The organism is Mesorhizobium sp. B2-4-12, from assembly GCF_006441575.1.
GTDB lineage: Bacteria > Pseudomonadota > Alphaproteobacteria > Rhizobiales > Rhizobiaceae > Mesorhizobium.
Map to the genome: position 1 here is coordinate 21,126 of NZ_VFVC01000018.1, position 24,435 is coordinate 45,560.

The 24,435-nt window shown below is 62.6% G+C and carries 17 protein-coding genes; 4 read left to right on the top strand and 13 right to left on the bottom strand.

What is annotated here, in order from left to right:
- Positions 1-8: 8 nt before the first annotated feature.
- The 10 genes from FJ934_RS13020 to FJ934_RS13070 form a co-directional block, all read right to left on the bottom strand.
- The gene (locus tag FJ934_RS13020) at positions 9-1,643 is read right to left on the bottom strand and encodes an alpha-glucosidase family protein (RefSeq protein WP_140610022.1); all 1,635 of its coding nucleotides are present in this window, start codon (positions 1,641-1,643) and stop codon (positions 9-11) included.
- A complete protein-coding gene (gene glgX, locus FJ934_RS13025) occupies positions 1,643-3,643 on the bottom strand; it encodes a glycogen debranching protein GlgX (RefSeq protein ID WP_140610023.1) in 2,001 nt (666 codons plus the stop codon). The genes FJ934_RS13020 and glgX overlap by 1 nt, the downstream gene beginning before the upstream one ends.
- Positions 3,644-3,896: 253 nt before the next feature.
- Positions 3,897-5,525 carry an alpha-D-glucose phosphate-specific phosphoglucomutase gene (locus tag FJ934_RS13035; RefSeq protein WP_140610024.1) on the bottom strand — a complete coding sequence of 543 codons (1,629 nt, stop codon included), beginning with the start codon at positions 5,523-5,525 and terminating at the stop codon, positions 3,897-3,899.
- A 3-nt stretch (positions 5,526-5,528) separates the two neighbouring features.
- The gene (glgA, locus tag FJ934_RS13040) at positions 5,529-6,974 is read right to left on the bottom strand and encodes a glycogen synthase GlgA (protein WP_140610025.1); all 1,446 of its coding nucleotides are present in this window, start codon (positions 6,972-6,974) and stop codon (positions 5,529-5,531) included.
- Between the two features lie 100 nt (positions 6,975-7,074).
- Complete coding sequence (glgC, locus tag FJ934_RS13045) at positions 7,075-8,340, bottom strand: glucose-1-phosphate adenylyltransferase (RefSeq protein ID WP_140610026.1); 1,266 nt, start codon at positions 8,338-8,340, stop codon at positions 7,075-7,077.
- Positions 8,341-8,360: 20 nt separating this feature from the next.
- A complete protein-coding gene (glgB, locus tag FJ934_RS13050) occupies positions 8,361-10,574 on the bottom strand; it encodes a 1,4-alpha-glucan branching protein GlgB (RefSeq protein ID WP_140610027.1) in 2,214 nt (737 codons plus the stop codon).
- A gap of 106 nt (positions 10,575-10,680) precedes the next feature.
- Complete coding sequence (locus tag FJ934_RS13055; protein ID WP_140610028.1) at positions 10,681-13,143, bottom strand: glycogen/starch/alpha-glucan phosphorylase; 2,463 nt, start codon at positions 13,141-13,143, stop codon at positions 10,681-10,683.
- Between the two features lie 133 nt (positions 13,144-13,276).
- Positions 13,277-14,083, bottom strand: a complete 807-nt coding sequence (locus FJ934_RS13060) for an ATP-binding cassette domain-containing protein (RefSeq protein ID WP_181165601.1) — start codon at positions 14,081-14,083, stop codon at positions 13,277-13,279.
- Positions 14,059-15,141 carry an ABC transporter permease gene (locus tag FJ934_RS13065; RefSeq protein WP_140610030.1) on the bottom strand — a complete coding sequence of 361 codons (1,083 nt, stop codon included), beginning with the start codon at positions 15,139-15,141 and terminating at the stop codon, positions 14,059-14,061. The genes FJ934_RS13060 and FJ934_RS13065 overlap by 25 nt, the downstream gene beginning before the upstream one ends.
- A gap of 95 nt (positions 15,142-15,236) precedes the next feature.
- On the bottom strand, positions 15,237-16,214 hold the full coding sequence (locus tag FJ934_RS13070) for a sugar ABC transporter substrate-binding protein (protein ID WP_181165605.1): 978 nt from the start codon (positions 16,212-16,214) through the stop codon (positions 15,237-15,239).
- A 269-nt stretch (positions 16,215-16,483) separates the two neighbouring features.
- Between FJ934_RS13070 and FJ934_RS13075 the strand changes: the two genes are divergently transcribed.
- The 4 genes from FJ934_RS13075 to FJ934_RS13090 all read left to right on the top strand — a co-directional run bounded on the left by FJ934_RS13075 (position 16,484) and on the right by FJ934_RS13090 (position 20,447).
- Positions 16,484-17,710, top strand: a complete 1,227-nt coding sequence (locus FJ934_RS13075; RefSeq protein WP_140610031.1) for an ROK family transcriptional regulator — start codon at positions 16,484-16,486, stop codon at positions 17,708-17,710.
- Positions 17,711-18,157: an RbsD/FucU domain-containing protein gene (locus tag FJ934_RS13080; RefSeq protein ID WP_140610032.1), complete on the top strand. Its 447-nt coding sequence runs from the start codon at positions 17,711-17,713 to the stop codon at positions 18,155-18,157.
- Entirely contained in the window at positions 18,154-19,077 is a 924-nt protein-coding gene (locus tag FJ934_RS13085; RefSeq protein ID WP_140610033.1) for a carbohydrate kinase, read from the top strand. Before FJ934_RS13080 ends, FJ934_RS13085 begins: the two co-directional genes overlap by 4 nt.
- Before the next feature lie 227 nt (positions 19,078-19,304).
- On the top strand, positions 19,305-20,447 hold the full coding sequence (locus FJ934_RS13090; RefSeq protein WP_140610034.1) for a DegT/DnrJ/EryC1/StrS aminotransferase family protein: 1,143 nt from the start codon (positions 19,305-19,307) through the stop codon (positions 20,445-20,447).
- A gap of 3 nt (positions 20,448-20,450) precedes the next feature.
- Here FJ934_RS13090 and cysQ read toward each other — a convergent pair whose 3' ends face one another.
- Genes cysQ through cysD form a run of 3 tightly spaced genes read right to left on the bottom strand, consistent with a single transcriptional unit; the run spans position 20,451 to position 24,104 of the window.
- A complete protein-coding gene (cysQ, locus tag FJ934_RS13095) occupies positions 20,451-21,248 on the bottom strand; it encodes a 3'(2'),5'-bisphosphate nucleotidase CysQ (RefSeq protein ID WP_181165606.1) in 798 nt (265 codons plus the stop codon).
- A 10-nt stretch (positions 21,249-21,258) separates the two neighbouring features.
- Positions 21,259-23,196 carry a sulfate adenylyltransferase subunit CysN gene (gene cysN / locus FJ934_RS13100; RefSeq protein ID WP_181165602.1) on the bottom strand — a complete coding sequence of 646 codons (1,938 nt, stop codon included), beginning with the start codon at positions 23,194-23,196 and terminating at the stop codon, positions 21,259-21,261.
- Between the two features lie 2 nt (positions 23,197-23,198).
- Complete coding sequence (cysD, locus tag FJ934_RS13105; RefSeq protein ID WP_140610036.1) at positions 23,199-24,104, bottom strand: sulfate adenylyltransferase subunit CysD; 906 nt, start codon at positions 24,102-24,104, stop codon at positions 23,199-23,201.
- Between the last annotated feature and the right edge of the window lie 331 nt (positions 24,105-24,435).

The window sequence follows — 24,435 nt, forward strand, 5'->3', positions numbered from 1 at the left end:
AACCGCAATCAGTCGAGCCGACCGAGGAAGCAACCGAGCGCCGGCAGCGCGAGCGCGTTGTCGTCAACGTTAGTGGTGCCGCCCAAGACAGCCGCAACAGTTCCAATATCCGACGGCACCGGCCAATTCGCCTGCTCCCCGGCGAAATTGAAGACACAGAGCAATCTCTCCTCGCCGCCTTCGCGGATGAAGGCGAGCACGTCGCCCTCGGCGTCAAGAAAGCGGATTGAACCGCCGGCCAGCGCCGGATGCCGCTTGCGCAAGGCGAGCGCTGACCGGTAGGCGGACAGCACCGATTGCTCCTCGCCGTTCTGCACATCGACCGCACGGGCACGATGGCTTGCCGGCACCGGCAACCAGGGCTTGCCAGTGGAGAAACCAGCATTGTCGGCGCCAGCCTCCCAGACCATCGGCGTGCGACAACCATCCCTGCCCTTGGCACCGGGCCAGAAGCGGATGCCAACGGGATCGCGCAGATCCTCATAGGCAAGCTCCGCCTCATCGAGCCCGAGTTCCTCTCCCTGGTAGAGGCAGATCGAACCGCGCAGGCTGCACAGCAACAGGATCGAGAACCTGGCCACCGTGTCGGAATCGCCGTCCGGTCGCGTCCAGCGGCTGACATGGCGCACCACATCATGGTTCGAGAACGCCCAGCAGACCCAGCCATCGGCCACCGCGCTTTCAAAAGCCTCGACACAGCCGCGCACATGCGCGGCCGAAAACTGCGGACCGAGCAGGTCGAAAGTGTAGCACATCTGCAGCTTGTCGCGGCCGGACGTGTAGGCGGCCAGCGTCTGCAGCGAGCGTCCTTCATCGCCGATTTCACCGACAGCGGCGCGGTCCTGATACTCGTCGAGCAGCGCCCTAAAGCGCCTCAGGAAGGCAAGGTTTTCCGGCTGCGACTTGTCGAACAGATGCTCCTGATAGAGATAGGTGTTGGTCTCGCCATTGGTGCCGGCGACGCTCGACGCCAGAGGCGGGTTGCTGCGCAGCCAGCGGTCATGGACATAGTAGTTGACCGTATCCAGCCGGAAGCCGTCGACGCCACGCTCCAGCCAGAAGCGCACCGTGTCCAAAAGCGCATCCTGGACATCCGGATTGTGGAAATTCAGGTCGGGCTGCGAGGCGAGGAAATTGTGCATGTAATATTGCCGGCGGGTCGAATCCCACTCCCAGGCCGGCCCGCCGAAGACGGACAGCCAGTTGTTGGGCGCGTTGCCATCGGGTTTCGTATCGGCCCAGACGTACCAGTCTGCCTTGGGATTGTCGCGGCTGGCTCGGCTTTCGACAAACCATTCGTGCCTGTCGGATGAGTGCGACAGCACCTGATCGATGATGATCTTCAGGCCCAACCGGTGCGCCTCGGCAACCAGCGCATCGAAATCGTCCAGCGTGCCGAACATCGGATCGACGTCGCGATAGTCCGATACGTCATAGCCCATGTCGGCCATCGGCGACTTGAAGAAGGGTGATAGCCAGACGGCATCGACACCGAGCGAGGCGATATGGGCAAGCCTCGCCGTGATGCCCCTGAGATCGCCGCTGCCGTCACCGGTCGTGTCCTGGAAGGAGCGCGGATAAACCTGATAGATGACGCAGCCCCGCCACCATTCGGCCCTCTGCCCGGCATTGTTGTCGGCCATCACGAACCCTTCCCGGCGCGGCCCATTACGGTCCGACGCTCAATCATGAAACCGACGCCGCGGCCCGGCAGCGGCCGCGCGAGGTCAATCGTCTGCGTTTCCATCGCCGGCAGCCATTGGAACCCGTCGCGCGCAGGCAAGGTGAAGACGCATTGGCGGCGATCGCCGTTGACCATGACGGCAAAGCGGCCGCCCTCGGGATCGCCCAGCAGCATGACGAGGCGGTGTCGGGCGGGATCGCTCCAATCCGCCTCGGCAAGCGCCACACCGGTTTCGGTCAGCCAGGCGACGTCGGGAACGCCTGAAGCACCAGCCAGCTCTCCTGTCAGGAAATGCGTGTCCGACAACGCCGGGACAGTTCGGCGCAGCGCCGCGAGCGCCGAGGTGTATTGCTCCAGCGCCTGGTCGCGGCCTGCCCAGTCGAGCCAGGTGATGGCGTTGTCCTGCGCGTAGGCATTGTTGTTACCCTTCTGGGTGCGGCCGAATTCGTCGCCGGCGGTGAGCATGATGGTGCCGCGCGACGCAAAAAGCGTGGCAAGCAGCGCGCACTGATCGTCGAAGCGCGCCCTGGTGATCGCCGTATCGTCGGTCTCGCCTTCGACGCCATTGTTCCAGGACAGGTTGTCGTTGTGGCCGTCGCGGTTCTGCTCGCCATTGGCTGCGTTGTGCTTTCGCTCATAGGCGACGATGTCGGCCAGTGTCATGCCGTCATGGGCGGCGATGAAATTGACCGTGCGGCTGGTTGGCTGGCCGGTCCTGCCAAAAATATCGGACGAGCCGGCAAGCCGCGTCGCCAGCGGTCCAACCGCACCGGCATCGCCACGCCAGAAGCGCCTGACATCGTCGCGATAACGATCGTTCCATTCCAGATAGCGCGCCGGAAAATTGCCGAGCTGGTAGCCGTCGGGACCGATGTCCCAGGGTTCGGCGACCAGCACGCGATCGGCCAGGACGGGATCTCCGGCGATCGCCCCGAGCAACGGCGATGCGGGATCGAACGCGCCGTCGACGCGCCCCAGCACCGGCGCCAGGTCGAAGCGAAAACCATCGACGCCGGCGTGGCGGACAAAATGGCGAAGCGTGTCGAGCACCATCTGCCGCACGACCGGACGGTCGCACGCAACCGTGTTGCCGGTGCCGGTGTCGTTGACCAGCCTGCCATCCGGCTGATGCCGGTAATAAGCCTGATTGTCGAGGCCGCGCAGCGACAGCGTCGGCCCCAGCCTGTCGCTTTCGCCCGTATGGTTGAAGACGAGGTCGAGAATGGTGCCGATGCCGGCCTGACGCAGCGCCGCGACGGTGTCGCGCAATTCCGCAAGGCCGCCGGGCGCCAGGCGCGGGTCGAGCGCCATGAAGGTCACGGGGTTGTAGCCCCAGGCGTTGCTGAGGCCCAGCGGCGGCAGATGCCGCTCATCGATCGACGCCGTCACCGGCATCAGTTCGACGGCTGAGACGCCAAGCCTTTGCAGATGTTCGATGACAGCCGGGTGGGCGAGCGCCGCGACGGTGCCGCGCTGCGCCTCCGGCACCTCAGGGTGCAGCTTGGTGAAGGCGCGCACCGGCACTTCGTAGATCAGGCCACCCGGACGAAACAGCGGCGGCAGGATGGGCATAGCCGTGGGCAAGGCCTTCGCCACGGTCTTGGGCATCAGCGGCGCGGTGTCGGCGCCTTCGTTGCGCCGCGCTGCAAGCCGCCAGTGATAGGCATAGGGTCGGTCGATCTCGACAGCATAGGGATCGGTCAGCAGCTTGTCAGGGTCGAACCAAAGCCCCCGCTCTGGCGCATAGTCGCCATCGGCACGGAAGCCGTAGCGCGTGCCCGCGGCAACGCCAGAGACAAGGAGCGCATGGACCCCCTCGTCTTCCGGCTTCAGTTCCAGCCGGTCGAGTTCACGGTTTCCCCGGTCGTCAAAGATCGAAACCCAGAGGCGGCGGGCCGATGAAGACCATGCGGCGAAGCGGATGCCGTCGCGGGTGACGGTTGCGCCAAGCTGGGTCACTGGAAAATATAGCTCAGGTTAGCGCGAGACACCCCCCTCTGCCCTGCCGGACATCTCCCCCTCAAGGGGGGAGATCGCACTGCCGCACTGCTTTCAACAACGGCCAACGCAGCAGGAGGAACGAGACACTGAAACCGCCAATCTCCCCCCTTGAGGGGGAGATGGCCGGCAGGCCAGAGGGGGGTATAGCGCCCTACGCCCGTCATTGTCTCACCTGGCGCTTTGCGAGAGCTATGGGCGCGTAGCGGCACCCTCAAGTAATCACGCTCGGCTTGTTGCGGCCGGTGTGGCTCTTGATCCCGGCGATGTCGTCGGCGGCGGCGATGAGGTCGGCGAGCGCGACCTGCGTGTCAAGGTCGTGCCTCGCCTTGTCCGGCTCGTAGCGCTCGATGTAGACGCGGATCGTCGCGCCCGAGGTACCGGTGCCGGAAAGCCGGAAGACGACGCGGGAGCCGCTTTCGAACAGCACCCTGATGCCCTGGTGCTCGCTGGTCGAGCCATCGACCGGGTCGTGATAGGCGAAGTCGTCGGCATTGGCGATCTTCAGGCCACGCACGCTGGTGCCGGGCAGCGAAGCGAGCTTGGCGCGCAGTTCGTCGACCAGCGCGTTGGCCCGGTCGCTCTCGACCTCCTCATAATCGTGGCGCGAATAGTAGTTGCGCCCATAAGTCGCCCAGTGCTCGGTGACGATCTGCTTGCAGCTCTCGCCGCGCGCGGCAAGGATGTTGAGCCACAACAGCACCGCCCATAGGCCGTCCTTTTCACGGACATGGTTGGAGCCGGTCCCGGCACTCTCCTCGCCGCAGATCGTCGCCATGCCGGCATCGAGCAGATTGCCAAAGAACTTCCAACCGGTCGGCGTCTCATAGATGCCGATGCCGAGCTTGTGGGCGACGCGATCGGCCGCGCCACTGGTCGGCATCGAACGGGCGATGCCCTTCAGCCCGTCCTTATAGCCCGGCGCCAGGCGGGCGTTGGCGGCCAGCATCGCCACCGAATCGGACGGGGTGACGAAAATGCCCTTCCCGATGATCAGGTTACGGTCGCCGTCGCCATCGGAAGCGGCACCGAAATCGGGCGCGTCCGGTCCCATCATCTCATCATAGAGATGCTTGGCATGGACGAGGTTCGGGTCCGGGTGGTGGCCGCCGAAATCCGGAAGCGGCTTGAAGTTGCGGCAGGTGCCGTTGGGCGCGCCGAGCCTGTGTTCGAGGATCTCCTTGGCATAGGGGCCCGTCACCGCATGCATGGCGTCGAAACGCATGCGGAAGCCCGACTTGAACAGTTTGCGCAGCGCGTCGAAGTCGAAGAGGCTTTCCATCAACTCGGCATAGTCGGTGACAGGATCGATGATCTCGACCGTCATGCCGGCGGCCGTGACCGTGCCGATCGTGTCGATGTCGATCGTATCGATGTCGGCGATCTTGAAGCTCGATATCGCCTTGGTCTTTTCGAAGATGGCGTCGGTCAGCTTTTCCGGCGCCGGACCGCCATTGCCGGCATTGTACTTGATGCCGAAATCCTCATGCGGGCCGCCGGGATTGTGGCTGGCCGACAGGATGATGCCGCCGAAGGTCTTGTATTTGCGGATGACATGCGAGGCGGCCGGCGTCGACAATATGCCGCCCTGCCCGACCATCACCTTGCCGAAGCCGTTGGCGGCGGCCATGGCGATGGCCTTCTGAATGACCTCGCGGTTGTAATAGCGGCCATCGCCGCCGATCACCAGGGTCTTGCCCTTGAAGCCGTCGAGCGCGTCGAAGATCGACTGGATGAAGTTCTCGGCATAGTGCTCCTGCTGGAAGACAGGCACCTTCTTGCGCAGGCCCGACGTGCCGGGTTTCTGGTCGGAATAGGGTTTGGTGGGGACGGTACGTATCATGCTTCAAGCAACCCTTTTCGAAAGCAGAAGGCGATAGAGTTCAACGTATTTTTCCGCGCTTCGATCCCATGACACATCGCTCTTCATGCCTTGGCGCTGGATGGTTTCGAAAGCCGCGGGATTGGCGTGGGCGTCCGCCAGGCGGCGGATGGCGTGCAGCATCGCGCCGCCATTGTTGGGAGCAAACTGGAACCCGGTCGCCACGCCGGCAGCCATCGCAGCTTCATTGGCATCGATGATGGTGTCGGCGAGACCGCCGGTGCGGGCGACCACGGGCACACAGCCATAGCGCAGGCCGTAGAGCTGCGTCAGTCCGCAGGGCTCGAAGCGCGATGGAATGATGATGGCATCGCAGCCGCCCTGCATGGTGTGCGACAGCCCTTCGTCATAGCCGACGACCACGCCGATACGGCCGCGGTGGCGCGCCGCGGCGGCAAGCAGAGCGCCTTCGAGACCGGCATCGCCTGAGCCCAGTACGGCCAGCCGCGCGCCGGTCGCGACGATGCCGTCGACCACCGTCGCCAATATGTCCATGCCCTTCTGCCAGGTCAGTCGGCTGACGACGCAGACGATCGGGCTGTCGTCGCGATCGAGGCCAAACCGCTCCTCGACGGCGGCTCTGTTGGGCGCGCGCGCCTCGAGCGTTCCAGCCGTATAATCCGATACCAGATGCTTGTCGGTTTCCGGGTTCCAGATCGCGGTGTCGATGCCGTTGACGATGCCGTAGAGATCGCTGGAGCGCATGTTGATCAGACCGTCGAGGCCCATGCCGAACTCCGGCGAGCGGATCTCCTGCGCATAGGTCGGGCTCACCGTGGTGATCGCCCAGGCGGCCTGCAGGCCGGCCTTGAGGAAGCCGACGCCGCCATAATATTCGACGCCGTCAAGTGCCATCGCCGCTGCCGGCAAGCCAAGTTCCCCGAAAATGCCGGCGCCGAACTGCCCCTGGAAGGCGAGATTGTGCACGGTTATCATCGACGGCGTGCCGACCGCCTTGCCGTAGCGCATATAGGCAAGCGTCATCGCCGACTGCCAGTCATGGGCATGGACGATGTCGGGCAGGTAACCGGAGATGGCGCCACCGGCGATATCGGCGCCGGCTTGGCTCAGCGCCGCGAAGCGCCGCCAATTGTCCGGCCAGTCCGCGCCCGAGGCGTTGCCGTAGGGACCGCCGGGACGGTCGAACAGGTGCGGCGCGTCGAGCACGAAAAGATCGAGCCCTGCGAGTTGGACGGCATGCACCGAAGCCTTGCCGCCCTGCAGCAGCGGATATTGGTAAACGGCCTTACGTTTCTTGAAGGCTTCCATCACCGCGGGAAAGCCTGGAATGAGCGTGCGCATGGTCACGCCCTTGGCCGCCAGCGCGATGGGCAGCGCGCCGGTCACGTCGGCAAGCCCGCCGGTCTTGATCAGCGGAAAGATCTCGGGCGTGACCGACAGAACCTGCATGCGTCTTTCCGATCCTGTCCAACTCTTCGTTTCCAAGCAAAATTCCGGGTTTCCAAGCAATCAGGGCGGAAAACCGTTTCACACTTTTCCTGGAATTTCTCTAGAGCCCCAGTTTGTTGATCATGTCCTGCGTGATCAGGCAGATGCCCTTTTCCGAGACGCGGAAGCGCTTGGCGTCGAGCACGGGATCCTCGCCGACCACCAGCCCCTCCGGTATCCTTACACCGTGGTCGATGACGACGCGCTTCAACTTTGCGTTCCGGCCGACATGAACGTCGGGCAGCATGACGACCTCTTCCAACGTCGAATAGGAGTTGATGCGCGCGCCGGTGAAGATCAGGCTTTTCTTCAGCGACGCGCCGGAGACGATGCAATCGCCCGAGACCAGCGACGACACGGCCGAACCGCGCCTGCCGTCCTCGTCATGGACGAATTTTGCCGGCGGCTTCAACTCGGCATAGGTCCAGATCGGCCAGTCGCGATCGTAGAGGTCGAGCTCCGGCGTCACGTCGGTCAGGTCGATATTGGCTTCCCAATAGGCGTCGACCGTTCCCACATCGCGCCAGTAGGCTTCGTTCTCGGCGGTCGAGCGCACGCACGACTTGGTGAAGCGGTGCGCGATCGCCTTACCGTGCTCAACGATATAGGGGATGATGTCCTTGCCGAAGTCGCGGCTCGAACCCGGCTCGGCGGCGTCGCGGCGCAGCTGCTCCATCAGGAACTTGGTGTTGAAGACGTAGATGCCCATCGAGGCCAGGGCGAATTCAGGGTTACCGGGAATGCCCGGCGGATCAGCGGGCTTTTCTACGAAGGCGATGATGTTGTCCTTGGCGTCGACATGCATGACGCCGAAACCGGTCGCTTCCATACGCGGCACTTCGAGGCAGCCGACGGTGACGTCGGCATTGGCGTCGACGTGCTGGCGCAGCATCATCTCATAGTCCATCTTGTAGATGTGGTCGCCGGCGAGAATGACCATGTATTCGGGCCCGTAGGCCTCGATGATGTCGATGTTCTGGTAGACGGCGTCAGCCGTGCCCTCATACCATTGCGTTTCCGACACGCGCTGGCTCGCCGGCAGGATGTCGAAACTCTCGTTTCGTTCGGGCCGCAGGAAGTTCCAGCCCCGCTGCAGGTGGCGGATCAGCGAATGGGCCTTGTACTGCGTGGCCACGCCGAGGCGGCGAATGCCGGAGTTGAGCGCGTTGGAGAGCGCGAAGTCGATGATGCGCGTCTTGCCGCCGAAATAGACCGCCGGCTTGGCGCGCCGGTCGGTCAGTTCCTTGAGACGGCTGCCACGTCCGCCAGCCAACACGTAGGCCATCGCGTCGCGAGCCAGCGGCTGGGTCCGTTTCGTTTCTGCCATGTTTTACCCTCCCCGTTTACTCAGTCTGGAACATGTTCGAGCATGATCGTCGACAGCGGCGGCAAAAGCATCGTCGCCGACACGCCAGCCCCCTCCCCGCCGGCGACGACCATGCCGCCATTGCCCATGCCGGAGCCGCCATATTCGGAAGCGTCGGTGTTGATGATCTCGCGCCACTTGCCGGCCTTCGGCAGCGGCACGCGATAATTGTCACGCGGCACCGGCGTGAAGTTGGAGATGACAGCCACCGGGTTGCCGTCAGGCGCGTTGCGTGCCCAGGCAAAAACCGAATTCTGGCTGTCGTCGACGATCAGCCAGGAAAAGCCCTCCGGCTCGCAGTCCCGGCCATGCAGCGCCGGTCGTGAACGGTAGAGATAGTTGAGATCGCGCACCGTCTGCCAGACGCCGCGATGCGGGCGGAAATCCAGCAGGTTCCAGTCGAGCGCGCGCGCCTCGCTCCATTCGCGGCGCTGCGCGAATTCCTGACCCATGAACAAGAGCTTCTTGCCGGGATAGCCCCACATGAAACCATAGTAGGCGCGCAAGGTCGCGAATTTCTGCCAGTCGTCGCCGGCCATCTTGCCCAAGAGCGTGCCTTTGCCATGCACGACCTCGTCATGCGAGAGCGGCAGCACGAAATTTTCCGAGAAGGCATAGACCAGGCCGAAGGTCAGGTCGTTGTGGTGGTGCTTGCGGAAAATCGGCTCCTTGGAAAAATACTCCAGCGTGTCGTGCATGAAGCCCATGTTCCACTTGAAGCCGAAGCCCAGCCCGCCCTCATGGACCGGCGCCGAGACCTTCGGCCATGAGGTCGATTCCTCGGCGATGGTCATGACGCCGGGATGGTGGCCGTAGAGCTCCTTGTTCATCTTCTGCAGGAAGCTGACCGCCTCCAGGTTCTCGCGGCCGCCCTTCTCGTTGGGGATCCATTCGCCCTGCTTGCGCGAATAGTCGAGGTAGAGCATCGAGGCGACCGCATCGACGCGCAGGCCGTCGACATGGTATTTTTCGGCCCAGAACAGCGCGTTGTTGACCAGGAACGATATCACCTCGCGACGGCCGAAATTGTAGATCGCGGTGTTCCAGTCGGGATGAAAGCCCTTGCGCGGGTCGGCATGCTCATAGAGCGCGGTGCCGTCGAAATGGACCAGGCCGTGCTCGTCGACAGGGAAATGCGCCGGCACCCAGTCGAGGATCACGCCGACGCCGGCGCGGTGGGCGCCATCGACGAAGCGGGCAAAGCCGTCCGGATCGCCAAAACGCGCCGACGGCGCGTAGAGGCCAGTCGTCTGATAGCCCCAGGACGGATCATAGGGATGTTCGGAGATCGGCATGAACTCGATATGGGTGAAGCCGGTCTCGACCACATAGGGGATCAGCCGGTCGGCCAATTCATCCCATGACAGGAACGTGCCGTCGTCGCGACGCTGCCAGGAGCCGGCATGGACCTCATAGATCGAGATCGCTTCACGGCGCGGATCGGCATTGCGCCAGAAAGTGCGGTGCGCCTCGTCACCCCATGAATGCGACGGCGCCACCGCGGTCACCGACGCCGTCGCCGGGCGCAGTTCGGACTTGAAGGCGAACGGGTCGGCCTTGAGCGGCAACCGCACGCCATCGGGCCCGATGATCTCGTATTTGTAGGGTCGCCCGGCGCCGATATCGGGAATGAACACCTCCCAGATGCCGGTGTCGCGACGGTCGCGCATCGAATGCCGGCGGCCGTCCCAGTCGTTGAAATCGCCGACCACCGACACGCGCCGAGCGTTTGGAGCCCAGACGGCGAAGTGCACCCCGGTGGCGCCCTCGTGCTCGATGATATGCGCGCCAAGCTTGTCGAACAGCCTGAGATGCGACCCCTCGGCGATATAATAGTCGTCCATCGGCCCCAGCACCGGGCCGAACGAATAGGGATCGGTCAGCCACCAGTCGCCGCCGGCGTTCCTGGCGTGATAGCGCAGCGGCTGCCGCTTCTTGATCGACAGCTTGCCCTCGAAGAAGCCGGCATCGTCTCGCCTGGACAGTTCGCCTGCCTTGATGCCGGTCAGCGTGTAGGCGGTGACGAGTTCTGCATGCGGGACGAAGCAGCGGGCAAACAGGCCCTTGCCGATCTCATGGACACCAAGCACCGCAAACGGATCGCCATGCGTGCCGGCGACAATCGCCGCAACATCGCCGGCTGGCGCCAGTCCGTCCGGCCCGCTTGTCGCAGCGGTCGCGCTCGGCTTCCTCATCAGGCAGTGTCCCTCCCAGGGCACCATGTTTTTGTCTTCCGGTGACGTGAGTTCGGCACTCAACTCACATCCCGGACCACATTGTTCGTAGTCTCATGCAATCACATCAGACAGGCACGTTCCAGATTTCTTTCGCGTATTGGCGGATGGTGCGATCGGATGAGAACCAGCCCATGCGCGCGACGTTACGGATTGCCCGGGCGTTCCAATCGGGGCTGTTGCGCCAGACCGCATCGACGTCGCGCTGGCAAGCGGCATAGGCGTCGAAATCCGCCGCGACCATGAACCAGTCGCTGTCGTAGAGACCGTTGATGAGATCGCGGTAGCGATTGGGATCATCGGGCGAGAAGACGCCCGACGAGACGGCCGCGACCGCCTGCGCCAGTTCGGAGGAAGCCTCGATGATGCCGCGCGGGTTGTAGCCATTGTTACGTCGCTCGGCGACCTCTGCCGTGGTGAGGCCGAAGATGAAGATGTTGTCGTCGCCGACGCACTCCTTGATCTCGACATTGGCGCCATCGAGCGTACCGATGGTCAGCGCGCCGTTGAGCGCGAACTTCATGTTGCCAGTGCCCGACGCTTCCATGCCCGCGGTCGAAATCTGCTCGGACAGGTCGGCCGCCGGCATCATGATCTCGGCCAGGCTGACATTGTAGTTCGGCACGAACACCACCTTCAGCAAACCACGAACGGCCGGATCGCGATTGATGACCCTGGCGACGTCGTTGGCGAGTTTGATGATCAGCTTGGCGTTGTGATAGCTGGGCGCGGCCTTGCCGCCGAAGAATTTCACGCGTGGCATCCAGTCGCGCTCGGGATGCGAGCGGATCTGGTCGAAGAGCGCGATCGCCTCGAGGATGTTCAGAAGCTGGCGCTTGTATTCGTGGATGCGCTTGACCTGGATGTCGAACAGTGCCGAGGGATCGACCTTGATGCCGAGCCGATCGGCGACGAGATTGGCCAGCCGCACCTTGTTCTGCCGCTTGACGGCGGCGAATTTGTCGCGAAACGCGCTGTCGTCGGCAAAGGCCTCGAGCCCTTTGATGGCATCTATGTCGTCGAGAAAACGGTCACCGATCGTTTCGCGGGCGAGCGATGTCAGCCCGGGATTGCACTGGATCAACCAGCGCCGCGGCGTGATGCCGTTGGTCTTGTTGTTGATGCGATCAGGGTAGAGCCTGTGGAGATCGGCGAAGACCGTTTCCTTCATCAACTCGGTATGCAGCGCCGAGACGCCGTTGATCGAGTGCGAGCCGACAAAGGCCAGGTTGCCCATGCGCACGCGGCGGTCGCCATTCTCCTGGATCAGCGAGATGCGGCTGATCTGCTCGCCCGAAAATTGGTTGGTCGCGCGGGCTTCGAGCAACATCTCGGCGTTGATGGCATAAACGATCTGCATGTGGCGCGGCAAAAGCCGCTCGAACAGCGGCACCGGCCAGCTCTCCAGCGCCTCCGGCAGCAGCGTGTGGTTGGTGTAGCCGAAGGTGCGCTTGGTGATGTCCCAGGCAAGGTCGAAGTCCATGCCGTGGACATCCATCAGGAGCCGCATCAGCTCAGGCACCGCGATCGCCGGGTGGGTGTCGTTGAGGTGGATCGCCGCCTTGTCGGGCAGTGACTTCAGGTCGCCATACTGGCTCAGATGCCGCTGCACGATGTCCTGCAGCGAGGCGGTCGAGAAGAAATACTCCTGCCGCAGCCTGAGCTCCTGCCCGGCCTTGTGGGAATCGGCGGGATAGAGCACGCGCGACAAAGCGTCGGCCTTGTTGCTTTCGGCGAGCGCGCCGATGTGATCGCCGGCATTGAACTTGTCGAGCAGGATCGGATCGACCGGCATGCCCGACCACAGCCGCAACGTGTTGACGCGGTTTCCCCGCCAGCCGACCACGGGCGTGTCGTAGGCGACGGCGAGCACGTGCTCGGTCGGCTTCCAGACATGGCGTTCGAGCCGACCGTCCTTGGTGGTGATGGATTCCACCGAACCGCCGAAGCCGACCTCGAAGGAGCGTTCGCGCCGCTCGAATTCCCAGGGGTTGCCGTGGTCGAGCCAGGTCTCGGGCAGCTCGACCTGCCAGCCATCGTGTATCTCCTGGCGGAACATGCCGTTGGCGTAGCGGATGCCGTAGCCATGCGCGGGAATGTCGACCGTGGCCATGCTTTCCATGAAGCAGGCGGCGAGCCGGCCAAGGCCGCCATTGCCGAGCGCCGCATCCGGCTCCAACGCCGCAATCACGTCGAGGTCGACGCCGAGCGAGGTCAGTGCCTCGCGCATGTTCTCCATCAGGCCGAGATTGGAAAAGGCGTCGCGCATCAGGCGGCCGATAAGGAACTCCAGCGACAGGTAGTAGACGCGCTTTTCCCGCTGGTCGTAGGCCTCTTTCGTCGCCTGCATCCAGTGGTCGACGATGCGGTCGCGCACGACCTTGATCGAGGCGGTCAGCCAGTCGTACTGGGTCGCGACTGTGGTGTCCTTGCCGACCCTGTATTTGAGGGACATCAAGACTTCTTCGGCGAGCGTTCTGGGATCGGGATTGTCGAGAGCGGGGGCTTCGATCGTCATGGCGGATGTCATATCGCCTCTCGTTCAGTTGGCCTGATCATACCGGCTTTCACAGTTTCTCCCAGCCTATCTTAGTGCATTGCAGCATGTCTTCAATCGATTTAAACCATTGCCGGGTTGAATGCCCCTGCGGCAATTGGCAAGATCAGGCCGCCAGGACCTCCGGCGGTGCCTTGGCCCCGGTCATGAAGGCTACCGCATCGGACATCGTGTATTGTTTGGGGTCGATGACGGCCAGGCGACGGCCCAGCCGATGGATGTGGATACGGTCGGCGACCTCGAAGACATGCGGCATATTGTGTGAAATGAGCACGATCGGAAGGCCGCGTTTCTTGACGTCGAGGATCAGTTCGAGCACGCGGCGGCTCTCCTTGACACCGAGCGCCGCGGTCGGCTCGTCCATGATGACCATCTTCGAGCCGAAGGCGGCGGCGCGTGCCACGGCAACGCCCTGACGTTGGCCGCCAGACAGCGTCTCCACCGCCTGGCTGATGTTCTGGATCGTCATCAGACCGAGTTCGGTCAGTTTGTCACGCGCGCGCTTTTCCATCACCGGACGGTCGAGCATGCGAAGCCATCGGCCAAGGAAACCCGGCTTGCGGATTTCGCGGCCAAGAAACATGTTGTCGGCGATGGACAGTGCCGGCGACAGAGCCAGGTTCTGGTAGACGGTTTCGATACCCGCTTCGCGGGCTTCCATCGGCGACTTGAAGGCAATCGGTTTGCCCTCGAGCCGGATCTCTCCCTCATCCGGCGCCACCGCACCGGAAATGGCCTTGATGAGAGATGACTTGCCGGCGCCGTTGTCGCCGATCACGGCGAGGATTTCTCCGGGGTAGAGATCGAAGTCGGCGCTGTCGAGGGCAGTGACGCGACCGTAACGCTTGGTCAGGCCGCGCGCGGTGAGGATGGGTTCCTGAGCCTGGGTCATGCCGAGATCTTCCTGATCCATTGGTCGATGCCGACCGCGACGATGATAAGGGCGCCGACCGACAATTGCGTCCATTGGGGATCCGTTCCCCACAACCGCAATCCCAGTGCGAACACGCCGACGATCAGAGCACCGAAGATGGTGCCGAGGATGGAGCCGCGTCCGCCAAACAGCGAGGTACCGCCGATCACCACGGCCGTGATCGAATTGATGTTCTCGAACTGGCCGGCCTGAGGCGAGACCGAGCCGATGCGCCCGATCAGCGCCCAGCCGGCAATGGCGCAAATGATGCCCGTCAGCGTGTAGACCACGAGCAGCATCCGGTCGACACGGACACCCGACAGTTCGGCTGCCTCCGGGTCGTCACCCACCGCATAGACATGGCGACCCCAGGCAGTCTGGTTGAGCACGTACCAGGCGATCGCCGCCATGATCAGCATCAGAAGCACGCCGTAGGTGAAGACGGCGCCGCCGACCTTGAACGAGTTGCCGAAGAATTGCAGCAATGGCGCCGTTGCCTCGAGGTCCTGGCTGCGGATGGTCTCGTTGCCCGAATAGATGAAGTTGATGGCAGCGTAGATCGACCAGGTGCCGAGCGTCACGATGAAGGGCGGCAGTTTCACCCTGGCAATGAGGACGCCATTGACCAGGCCGCAAAGCGCGCCGACAAGCAGCCCGACGGCGACGGCCACGGGTGCCGGGACACCGTAGTGCATGGCAAACTGGCCCATGACGACAGAACTCAGGACCATGATGGCACCAACCGACAGGTCGATGCCGGCGGTCAGCACCACCAACGTCTGGGCGATGCCGACCATACCGGTTATCGCCACCTGCTGCAGGATCAGCGTCAGCGTGAAGGGGGAGAAGAAGCGGCCACCGACAACGACGCCGAACAGGATCACCGAAAGCACGAGGATGATCAGGGGCACCATTGCCGGGCTTTTGTGGAGCCTGTGCTGGATGCTTTCCAGCGGGGTGCGCGAATGCGTGTCGAAGGAAGCGACGCTGCCGTCGCTTGCGGCCAACGCCTTTTCGAACTCCTGTGGTCCGCTGACTTTGGTTGTCTCGATGCTCAACTCGGCCTCCCCGCCTTATGTGTGGAGCGGCAGGAGCCGCCCCACACTATTTTTTCTTATGGTTTTTTCGAAAATGAGCCGATCAGGCGATCAAATCAACCCCAACACTTGGCGAGACCTGCCTTGGTGTCGATGGAATCGACGCCGGCAGCGGGCTTGTCGGTGATCAGCGTCACACCGGTATTGTAGAAGTTCAAGCCGGGCGACGGTTCAGGCTTCTTGCCGGTGTCGGCGAAAGCCTTGATCGCCTCGATGCCAAGCGAGGCCATCAGCAAGGGATATTGCTGGGAGGTGGCGCCGATAATACCTTCCGCCACATTCTTGACGCCCGGGCAGCCGCCGTCGATCGAAACGATCAACACGTCCTTCTCCTTGCCAACCGCCTTCAACGCCTGGTAGGCGCCCGCGGCGGCGGGTTCATTGATGGTATAGACGACGTTGATGTTCGGGTCTTTCTGCAGGCAGTTCTCCATGGCGGTATGGCCGCCATCCTCATTGCCGCCAGATAGATCGTGGCAGACATTGCGCGGATCCTTTTCGTCACCGATCTTCTTGGGATCGTTGACGTCGATACCGAAGCCCTTCATGAAGCCCTGGTCACGCTGCACGTCGACCGATGGCTGGCTGGCTATCAGGTCCATATAGGCGATATGGGCATCCTTGGCCTTATCGCCCAAAGTCGCTTTTGCCCATGAGCCGATGAGTTCGCCGGCTTTGAAATTGTCGGTTGCAAACGTCGCATCCGCGGCATCGGCGGGCTCAAGCTGCGTGTCCAGCGCGATCACGAGAAGTCCGGCGTCTCGCGCCTTCTTGACCGCCGGCACGATAGCGGCCGTGTCGGTGGCGGTGATCAGAATACCCTTGGCGCCATCGGCGATGCAGGATTCGATCGCCGCGACCTGGCCTTCATTGTCGCCTTCGGCCTTGCCGGCATAGGCTTTGAGATCGACGCCGATTTCCTTGGCCTTCGCCGTGGCGCCTTCCTTCATCTTGACAAAGAAGGGATTGGTGTCGGTCTTGGTGATCAGGCAAGCGCTGACATTGGCAGCGAACGCGGCCGGTGCAAACGCCATCACGCCGAGCGCGGCGGCGGCAAAAACTGTTGCTTTCAATACTCTTTTGTCGGTCACGATTGTCCTCCCAGTGGAACCATTTCGGGTGCCGGCCAACCGGCATCCATACAAGCATCCAAACAAACCATCCCAGCGTGGATGCCGGCTTTAGCAGACACCAGACCGCGCTGGCTGTCAATAATTAAATCACTCTTATTTATTATTGACACACTTGCCTTGACCGCTCATTCTGGCCCAAAGCCCCGAGGGGAATTAACGGGAGGACCAGGGTGGAGACCGGCAGTGCGAGGCACGGTTCGCCCGAGGCAGCCGAGAGTCGGCTTCACCGAGGCACCAATCAGAGCGGGATGCGGGACCACAATGAGCGGCTCGTGCTTTCGCTGGTGCGCCAGCATGGCAGCCTCGCCAAATCCGACATCGCCCGTATGACCGGACTTTCGGCTCAGACCGTTTCAGTCATCATGCGGGAACTTGAAGACGACAATCTTCTCGTGCGTCAGGCGCCGTTGCGCGGCAAGATCGGCCAACCGTCCATTCCGATGGCGCTCAATCCGGAAGGTGCGTATTTCATAGGCCTGAAGATCGGCCGGCGCAGCGCCGAACTCGTGCTGATTGATTTCCTCGGCAATGTCCGTTCGATGTTGCAGCACTCCTACCGCTACCCGGCGCCGCGCGAGACAGTGGAATTCGTCACCTCGGGCATGGAAAAGATGCGCGCAGAACTCAGCCCGGCTCAGAACAAGCGCATTGCCGGGCTCGGCATCGCCATGCCGTTCGAATTGTGGAACTGGGCCGATAGGGCCAACGCGCCCCGGGACGTGATGGATGAATGGCGCCACCGCGACATCAGGGCCGAGATCCAGTTGCAGTGCGAATTTCCCGTCTACCTTCAAAACGACGCCACCTCGGCTTGCGGCGCCGAACTCGTCTTCGGCCAGGCAGGAGCCGCCCGCGACTTCGTCTATTTCTATATCGGCGCCTTTGCCGGCGGCGGCATCGTGCTGAATGGACGCCTCTATGGTGGCCCTACCGGCAATGCCGGCGCGCTGGGCTCCATGCCGGTGCCAGGCCCCGAGGGCAAGCCAACCCAGTTGATCGACATCGCATCGATCACCATGCTGGAAAAGGCGCTCAACGCCCGCGGTGTCGAAGCTTCACATCTGTGGACGTCTCCGGAAGACTGGGGCGAGATCGGCGTCGAGCTCGACGATTGGATCGCCAGCGCCTCGCGGGCGCTGGCCTACGCCATCGTGGCGGCCTCTTCCGTCATCGATTTCGAGGCGGCGGTGATCGACGGCTGGATGCCGCTCACCGTACGGCGGCGGCTGGTCGATGCCGTCATCGAAGCCATCGGCACCGTTGACGGCGAAGGATTGAGGCTTCCAGCCGTCCGCGAGGGAACAGTCGGCATCCACGCTCGGGCCCTTGGTGGCGCCAGCCTGCCGCTTTCGGAGCGTTTCCTCGTCGGTTCGACCACGATTTCCAGGAGCGCCTGAATGCTGATCGGAATACCGGCGCTACTCGGTCCGGAACTCCTGGCGACCCTGCGCGCCATGGGGCATGGCGACGAGATCGCCCTGGTCGATGGAAACTATCCGGCCGAGGAGCAGGCAAGACGCCTCGTCCGGGCCGACGGTCATCCCCTCATTCCGATGCTCGACGCGATCCTGAGCATCCTGCCGGTCGACGACGTCGTCCCGGAGGCGTTGTTTCGCGCCTCGGTGAAGGGCGATCCGTCACTCGCCGACCCCGTCCATCATGAGATGGAGGCGATCTGTGCCAAACGCGTGCCGGGCCGCAAGGTGGTTGCGCTGGCCGGCGCCGACTTCTATGCACGGGTCAAATCGGCGCACGCTATCGTCGCGACAAGCGAGCCGCGACTTTACGCCAACATCATCATCCGTAAGGGCGTGATCTATCCGCCGGAGACCAAGAAGCCATGATCCTCTGCTGCGGCGAAGCCCTGATCGACATGCTGCCGCGCACCACGACGGAAGGGGAGCCGGCCTTTGCTCCCTATGTCGGCGGTGCGGTGTTCAACACTGCGATCGCGCTTGGCCGGCTCGGTGCGCCGGCCGGCTTCTTCTCTGGCCTGTCATCGGATCTTTTCGGCGGCCAATTCCGGGACGCGCTGGGAGCGAGCAAGGTCAGTTCCACCTATGCCCACACGTCGCCGAGACCGACGACGCTGGCCTTCGTAAAACTGAACAATGGCCAGGCGACCTACACCTTCTATGACGAGAACACCGCCGGGCGCATGCTGACCATCGACGACCTGCCGCAGCTCGGGTCCGAGATCGAGGCGATGCTGTTCGGCGCCATCAGCCTGATCTCGGAGCCTGCTGGATCCGCCTATGAGGAATTCATGAAGCGCGAGCATGGCCATCGCGTCATGATGCTCGACCCCAACATCCGGCCTAATTTCATCCCGGACAAGGCCAAGCACCTCAGACGTATCCGCGCCATGATGGCGATGGCCGACATCGTAAAGCTCTCGGACGAAGACCTCCATTGGTTCGGCGAAGCCGGTTCGCATGAAGACGTCGTGCGCAACTGGCTCGATCGCGGACCGAAGCTCATCGTCGTCACGCATGGCAGCGAAGGCGCCGTCGGCTACAGCAGGGATCATGCCGTCACCGTGATGCCGGAGAGGGTCACGGTGGTCGATACGGTCGGCGCCGGCGACACATTCAACGCCGGCATTCTCGCCTCCCTACACGAGCAGGGATTGCTGTCAAAGGCGGCCATAGGCGAGCTTCCACAAGACGCCATCCGCAAGGCACTGTCGCTCGGCGCCAAGGCGGCGGCGGTGACAGTGTCGCGCGCCGGCGCCAATCCACCCTGGCGGCACGAGATCGGCTGATACGCCCCCAGCCGATCACTTTATGTTTCCATAGGCTGGAAAAGCGCGACGGAGGACGCTCCAAATGCGCCATGAAGGCCGGATTTCCGGCTTTTGGGCGTTATGCGCCGGCAAAAGGCGGTAACGAGCTGCGACACTGGCGCAATTCGCCTTGCCCTCGGCCGGCTTTTTCAGCCGTGCCAAGTCTGTTACCAGCAGGCCGGTTTATTGGCAGCTTTGAGGCCGACATGCAGTTCATCGATCTTGGCGCGCAGCGCGAACGAATCCGCGACCGGCTGAAAGCCGCGATCGACCATGTCGTCGAGGACGGCCGCTACATTCTCGGCCCCCAGGTCGCGGAGTTCGAGAAGAAGCTTGCCGCCTATATTGGCACCAAGCATGTCGTGGCCTGCGCCAACGGCACCGACGCGCTGCTGCTGCCGCTGTTTGCCGCTGGCATCGGTCCGGGCGATGCCGTATTCGTGCCGAGCTTCACTTTCGCCGCCACGGCTGAAGTGGTGGCGCTGGCCAAGGCGGAGCCTGTGTTCGTCGACGTTGACGCCAAGACCTACAACATCGACATCGCCAGCCTCGAAGCCGCGATCGCGATGATCAAGAAGGAAGGCCGGCTGAAACCGAAGGCGATCATCCCGGTTGACCTGTTCGGCCTAGCCGCCGACTACGAAGCCATAATGGCCATCGCCAACCGCGAAGGCTTGATGGTGATCGAGGACGCCGCCCAGTCGATGGGCGGGTCGCTTGACGGCAAGATGTGCGGTGCCTTCGGACATGTCGGCTCGACCAGCTTCTATCCAGCCAAGCCGCTTGGCTGCTATGGCGACGGCGGCGCGATGTTCACCAACGACGACGCACTGGCCGACAAGCTGCGTTCCTTTGCCTTCCACGGCAAGGGCGAGACGCAATATGACAACGTCCGTGTCGGTATCAATTCTCGCCTCGACACGCTGCAGGCGGCGATCCTTATCGAGAAGCTGGCCATTCTGGAAGATGAAATGGTCGCGCGCCAAATTGTGGCAAATCGCTATGCCGAAGGCCTCGGCGACATTGTCACCGCCGCCCGCAATCTCGACGGCAGCCGCTCGGCGTGGGCGCAGTACGCCATCGAAACCCCGAAGCGCGACGGGCTGAAGGCGCATCTGAGCGAAAAGGGCATCCCGTCGGTCATCTACTACGTCAAGCCGCTGCATGAGCAGGTCGCCTATCGCGACTATCCGCGCACGCCGACGCGTCTTGCCGTTTCGGAGGAATTGCCGAAGCGTATCCTGTGCCTGCCGATGCACCCCTATTTGAGCGAAGCCGACCAGGACCGAATCATAGAGACGATCCGCAACTATATCGGTTCGAACTCGGCGCAGGCCGCGGCCGAGTAACCGTTAGTCACAGGCGGGGCTGGTCCCTGCCCTGCCGCTGGCGATGAAATGCGGATTGGCGAAATCCTCGTCGTCGACCTGATCGCGTTTGCCATAGGCCAGAGGCTTGCCGTCCAGTGTGCACGTCGTGCCGCCCGCCGCGCGAAGCACGGCGTCGCCTGCAGCGGTGTCCCATTCCATGGTGCGGCCGAAACGCGGATAGACATCCGCCTCGGCACTGGCGAGAAGGCAGAATTTCAAGGAAGATCCGACCGAAACGATCTCGGCGGCACCGAGGTCGCGAATATAGGCTTCGGTTTCCGGCGTGTTGTGGGAGCGGCTGGCCACCACCGCCAGCGGGGCCGCGGCCGTTCTCACCGAAATCGGCCGGCGAGCGACGATCTGGAAGTCGCCATCGATTTCGAGAGCTTCCGCCCTGCCCGGCCGGCCGGAAAAGAAACGGCCGCTGCAGGGGGCGAAGACGACGCCGACTTCCGGCACGCCACGACGGACAAGCGCGATGTTGACGGTGAAGTCGGTGCGGCGATTGACGAATTCCTTGGTGCCGTCGAGCGGATCGATGAGGAAGAAGGCCTTGCCAAGATCGGCAGGCATGACGCCGGCGGCCGCTTCCTCTTCAGCCACGCACGGAATGTCGGGGAATGCGGCGCGCAGGCCGGCGAGAATGATCTTCTCGCTTTCGCGATCGGCCTCGGTCACCGGCGAGGAGTCCGATTTCCGGTCCACCGCGCAACCGGCGTGAAACACACGCATGACCTCGCGTCCAGCCGCCAGCGCCAGATGCTCGAAGATTTCGAGCATCGACCTGTCGTCAGATGCCGCCGCCGTTGTCGTATTGATCTTCGGCAATGTCACGCTCATTCAGCCAGTGTTCCAGGGCATCTACCATCTCTTCCGCCGATTTGCCGAGCGTCTTCAGATGGATTTCCGGTTTTTCCGGCGCCTCGTATGGCGAATCGACACCGGTGAAATTCTTGATCTCGCCATTCAGCGCACGGGCGTAGAGGCCCTTTGGATCCCGCCTGGCGCATTCCTCGAAGGGTGTGTCGACAAACACTTCGATGAACTCGCCATCGGCCATCAGCTCGCGCGCCATTCGCCGCTCGGCGCTGAACGGCGAAATGAAGGAGACAATGACGATCAATCCGGCATCAGCCATCAGCCTGGCCACTTCGGCGACGCGGCGGATGTTCTCGACGCGGTCGGCATCGGTAAAGCCGAGATCGCGGTTGAGACCGTGACGGACATTGTCGCCATCCAGGATATAGGTGTGCCGGCCGGTGGCGAACAGCTTCTTCTCGAACAGGTTGGCGATGGTCGATTTGCCGGAGCCCGAAAGCCCGGTGAACCAGAACACAGCAGGCCGCTGGTTCTTCATGTCGGCACGCACGCGCTTGCCGACATCGAGCGATTGCCAGTGGATGTTTTCAGCACGGCGCAGCGAGTGCACGATCATGCCGGCACCGACGGTGGCGTTGCTGATGCGATCGATCAGGATGAAGGCGCCGGTGGTGCGGTTCTCGGCGAAAGGATCGAAGGCAATCGGCGCCCGCGTCGAGATGTTGCAGATGCCGACTTCATTCATCTCAAGCGACTTGGCCGCCTCATGGGCGAAGTCGTTGACGTTGATGCGGTATTTCAGGTCGGTGACAGTGGCGCTGGTCTGGTCGGTTTCGGTGCGCAGGATGTAGGAGCGGCCCGGCAGCAGCGCATGCTCGTCAAACCAGACGATGTTGGCGGCGAACTGATCGGCGACCTGCGGCCTGGCTGCCGGCGAAACCAGCATGTTGCCTCTGGAAATCTCGACCTCGTCCTCAAGAACAAGCGTGATGGCTTGACCGGCGACCGCCTGTTTGAGATCGCCGCCATGAGCGACGATGCGCTTGACATGCGAGGATTTGCCGGATTTGGCGACGACGATCTCATCGCCCTGCGAGACCGAACCTGAAGCAATCGTGCCGGCAAAACCACGGAAGTCGAGATTGGGGCGATTGACGTACTGGACCGGGAAACGGAACGGCAGTTCGACGGTCGCCTCCTCGACCGAGACGGCCTCGAGGTGCTCGACCAGCGTCGGGCCGGAATACCATTTCATGTTTTCAGAGCGGCTGCTGACATTGCCCCCGTAGCGAGCCGACATCGGGATCGGCACGATGGTCTGGAAGCCGAGATCGCGTGAGAACTGCCGGTAGTCTTCGACGATCCGGTCGAAGATCAACTGGTCGAAATCGACGAGATCGATCTTGTTGACGGCAAGCACGATGTGGCGGATGCCGAGCAACGAGGCGATGATCGAATGGCGCCTGGTTTGGCGCAACACCCCTTGTCGCGCATCGATCAGCACGATCGCCAGGTCGGCGGTCGAAGCGCCTGTCGCCATGTTGCGCGTATATTGTTCGTGGCCGGGCGTGTCTGCGACGATGAACTTGCGCCTGGGCGTGGCAAAGAAACGATAGGCGACGTCGATGGTGATGCCTTGCTCGCGTTCAGCCTCGAGACCATCGACCAGCAGTGCGAAGTCGATGTCGTCGCCGGTGGTGCCATGCTTGCGCGAATCGCGCTCGAGCGCGGCGAGCTGATCCTCGAAAATCTGCTTGGTATCAGACAAAAGGCGACCGATCAGCGTCGACTTGCCGTCATCGACCGAACCGCAGGTGAGGAAGCGCAGCAGCGACTTCTTTTCTTGCGCCGCAAGGTAATCGCGAACGCTGTCGGTGGGGGCGAGGCTCTTGGCCATGATGTGGCGCATGGTCAGAAATACCCCTCGCGCTTCTTCTTTTCCATGGAACCCGCCTCATCACGGTCGATCAGGCGACCCTGGCGTTCGGAAGTGCGTGCGGTCAGCATCTCACCAACGATGGCTTCGAGCGTGTCGGCATCGGATTCGATGGCGCCGGTCAACGGATAGCAGCCCAAAGTGCGGAAACGCACGAGCCGGTCCTCCACGATCTCGCCGGGACGCAGTTTCATGCGCTCGTCGTCCTTGAGGATCAGCATGCCGTCGCGTTCCACCACCGGCCGTTGCTTGGCGAAATAGAGCGGCACGATCGGGATGTTCTCCTGCAGGATGTACTGCCAGATATCGAGCTCGGTCCAGTTCGACAGCGGAAAGACGCGGATCGATTCACCCGAGGCGATGCGGGTGTTGAATATCTTCCACATTTCGGGCCGCTGGTTCTTCGGATCCCAGACATGCTGGGCATTGCGGAACGAGAAGATGCGCTCCTTGGCGCGCGACTTTTCCTCGTCGCGGCGGGCACCGCCGAAGGCGGCATCGAAACCGTATTTGTCGAGCGCCTGGCGCAGCGCCACGGTCTTCATGACATGGGTATGGGTGTTCGAACCGTGATCGAACGGATTTATGTTGTCGCGCACGCCGTCTTCGTTGACATGGACCAGCAGGTCGAAGCCCAGCTTCTGCGCCATCTGATCGCGAAAGGCGATCATCTCGCGGAATTTCCAGGTGGTATCGACGTGAAGAAAGGGGAATGGTGGCTTGGCGGGATAAAACGCCTTCATCGCTAGATGCATCAGCACGGATGAATCCTTGCCGACCGAATAAAGCATGACCGGCTTGGCGAAGGCGGCCGCAACTTCGCGGAATATATGGATGGACTCAGCTTCAAGCCGCTGCAGATGCGTAAGCGCTATTGTCATAGACTGTGAGCGTTCTCTCATGCCTTGCGACAGAAGACCTCAAACCATCGAGCCTTTTCGCGCCCGGTTCAAGCTTCGCTTCTGGACAAAGTGTTTCGTGCGGGCGTTCTAGCAGATCGGCGCGCCCCAGAACAATGCAAGACGAGCCCGGCAGCGGCCAGTTCGGGAATGAATTTTCCATGCTTTCGCCAGAACCCGGAAATTTCCGTTCGCAATGCCTCCGGTCGGCAAGATGCGGGAAAAATATTGCTCGGGAGAACGCGACGGCAGCGCTCCTTGAGCCCTCCCTGATCTGCCGGCCCGGCCGTCAATTTTCAGTGGCAATCAATCC